Annotated in this window: 3 protein-coding genes; all 3 read left to right on the top strand. The window is 28.4% G+C overall.

Annotation, left to right across the window (positions count from 1 at the left end):
- Nucleotides 1-25 precede the first annotated feature (25 nt).
- From asrA to asrC, 3 genes are read left to right on the top strand one after another with little or no spacing between them, the layout of a single operon-like run.
- Complete coding sequence (gene asrA, locus I4V51_RS20560; protein WP_195990303.1) at nt 26-1,057, top strand: anaerobic sulfite reductase subunit AsrA; 1,032 nt, start codon at nt 26-28, stop codon at nt 1,055-1,057.
- Between the two features lie 2 nt (nt 1,058-1,059).
- The gene (asrB, locus tag I4V51_RS20555) at nt 1,060-1,854 is read left to right on the top strand and encodes an anaerobic sulfite reductase subunit AsrB (RefSeq protein ID WP_195990302.1); all 795 of its coding nucleotides are present in this window, start codon (nt 1,060-1,062) and stop codon (nt 1,852-1,854) included.
- Between the two features lie 11 nt (nt 1,855-1,865).
- Complete coding sequence (gene asrC, locus I4V51_RS20550) at nt 1,866-2,912, top strand: sulfite reductase subunit C (protein ID WP_195990301.1); 1,047 nt, start codon at nt 1,866-1,868, stop codon at nt 2,910-2,912.
- Nucleotides 2,913-3,092: the final 180 nt, after the last annotated feature.

The raw sequence follows: 3,092 nt of genomic DNA, 5'->3' as shown, positions 1-3,092 counted from the left end.
ATTTTAATTATAGGAGGATTTCAAATTGGGATATAAATTAACATTAGAAGATACAAATATTTTATTTAATGAATTACAAAAAGAGTATAAAATTTATGCTCCTAAAAGGTTTGAAAAAGCAGGAAGATATTCTGATACTGATATAATACGATATGATGAAGTAACAAAAGTGCAAGATATAGTATATAAAGAAAAATCTAGCTATCCACCTAAAGAAGTACTTACTCCAATATCTAAAACATTATATTATTATACAGGCAATAAGATAATAGATGCTTCCCCCGAGGATAATAAAAAGATACTAATATTTTTAAGACCTTGTGATATTAATGCTCAAAAAAGACAAGATACAATATTTTTAGAAAATGGTGGTTATGAAGATATTTATTATAAAAGAATTAGAGAAAAAGTAAAATTTGCATGTATTGAATGTGTTGATGGTTTTGATACTTGTTTTTGTGTAGATATGGATAGTAACAAGACTAACGATTATAGTTTAGGTGTTAGATTTATGGATAATCAATTATTATTTGATGTAAAAGATAAAGATTTTAATGATTATTTTAATGGATGTGATAAAGAAGAATTTAAACTAGAATTTATAATGAAAAATAATACGCATGTAAAACTTCCTATAATAAAAAATAAGGAAGTTTTAAATAAATTAAAAGCTCATAAAATTTGGGAAGAATATAATCATAGATGTATTGAATGTGGTAGTTGCACAATTGCATGTCCAACTTGTACCTGTTATACAAGTATAGATATTGTTTATGATGGTCATGGAGCTATTGGTGAAAGAAAACGTGTTGAAGCATCTTGTCATATTCCTGGTTTTGATACAATGGCTGGTGGGCATGCCTTTAGAACTACTGCTGGAGAAAAAATGAGATATAAAACTCTTCATAAAATATATGATTATAAAAAACGTTTTGGTGATACACATATGTGTGTAGGTTGTGGAAGATGTACCGATAGATGTCCAACTTTAATTTCTTTTTCTGCTACAATAAATAAAACTGCAAAAGCTGTAGATGAGATAACAAAGGAGATATAATAATGAATAATAATATTTTAAGTAGTATACCTTGTAAATTAATAGAAATAATTAAGGAAACATCCCATGAGTATACTTTTAGAGTTGCTTGTGATATAAAACCAAGTCATGGGCAGTTTTTTCAGTTGAATATCCCTAAATTTGGAGAGGCCCCAATATCGGTTAGCTCTTTTGGAGATAATTATTTAGATTTTACTATAAGAGAAGTAGGAAAGGTTACTGATGAAATATTTAACCTAAGGCCAGGAGATAATATTTGGCTTAGAGGACCATATGGAGTAGGATGGCCAGTAGAAAAACTAAAGGATAAAAATTTAATTATTGTTGCAGGTGGAACTGGTGTTGCTCCTGTTAAAAGCCTAATTGAAAAAATATATAATGATAAAAAGTATGTAAAAAGTTTAAATTTAGTAATAGGCTTTAGAGATAGTAATGGGATCTTATTTAAAAGTGATTTAAAACGTTGGAAAGAATCCTTTAATACTATTTATACCTTAGATAATGAAAATAAGGAAGGTTGGAATTCAGGATTAGTTACAACTTATTTAAATAAATTACCTTTAAAAGATTTTGATAGTAATTATGAAATAATTATAGTTGGCCCTCCAATTATGATGCACTTCACAGCACTAGAATTTTTGAAACTTGGTGTTCCTGAAGATAAAATGTGGGTTTCATTTGAAAGAAAAATGTCATGTGCAGTTGGGAAATGTGGTCATTGTAGAATAGATGAAACTTACGTTTGCTTAGAGGGACCAGTATTTAATTATACAAAAGCCAAAAATTTAATAGATTAGGAGAAATATTTATGAATTATGATATAGATGTAAAAAAAGTAAGATTAAATTGTTTTCGTCAATCAAAAGTTAGAGGTGAATTTATGCTACAAATGCGTGTTCCTGGTGGAGTTGTTAAAGCAAAATATTTAAATAATGTTCAGGAAATAGCTACTAAATGGGGAGATGGAACTTTTCATTTTGGTACTAGGCAAACCTTTGATATTCCTGGAATAAAGTATGAGAATATACCTGATGTAAATGCTTATATAAAAGATTATATTAAAGAAGTTGAGGTTGATGAGTGTAATTGTAATATGGATGTAACACCTAATGGTTATCCAACAATAGGTTCAAGAAATACTATGGCTTGCATTGGTAATGTTCATTGTGTAAAGGCAAATATAAATACAAAAACATTAGCAAATAAAGTTGAAAAAATAGTATTTCCTTCACATTACCATATTAAAATTGGTATAGCCGGTTGTCCAAATGATTGCGTTAAAGCACATGCTCAAGATTTTGGTATAATAGGTGAAGCAAGAATGATATATAACTCTGAAAGATGTATAGGGTGTGGGGCTTGTGTAAGAGCTTGTGCTCATCATTCAACTAGAGTTTTAAGTTTAAATTCGAAGGGTTTAATAGATAAAGATGATTGTTGTTGTGTAGGATGTGGAGAGTGTGTATTGGCCTGTCCAACTAGCGCATGGACTAGAAGGCCTGAAAGATTTTATAGAATTACTATAGGTGGAAGAACAGGTAAGCAAACTCCTAGAATGGGTAAAACATTTATTAATTATGCTAGTGAAGATGTTGTCTTAGGTGTTTTTAAAAACTGGCATGGATTCTCTGCATGGGTTTTAGATAATAAGCCAGAATATCTTCATGGTGGTCATTTAATTGATAGGGCTGGGTATCATAGATTTAAAGATATAATATTAAAAGGAGTTAATTTAAATCCCGAAGCACTTGTTGCAGATAATATTTATTGGGATGAAATAGAGTATAGATCAAGCTTTAATGTTAAACCAATAAATCTTCATGAAATAATTGACTCTTCAAGACCAATAAATTAAAAATAAAAGAAAGCTTTTATTAAAGCTTTCTTTTATATTATATTTGTAGTATCTATTAACTTGCATACTTATTGTTAAAGTAGTTAAAGCATTAGTTTAATAAAATAGTTATTATAAATTCAATAGAATGAAGTTATATACTATTATTTTAAATTTTAAGAAATTATTATTTTACTTTAT

This window comes from Clostridium sp. D53t1_180928_C8 (genome assembly GCF_015667795.1).
In the GTDB taxonomy this organism is placed as follows: Bacteria; Bacillota; Clostridia; order Clostridiales; family Clostridiaceae; genus Clostridium.
Note: the sequence above shows the minus strand (reverse complement) of the source record. Positions and strands in the feature narration are given on the sequence as shown.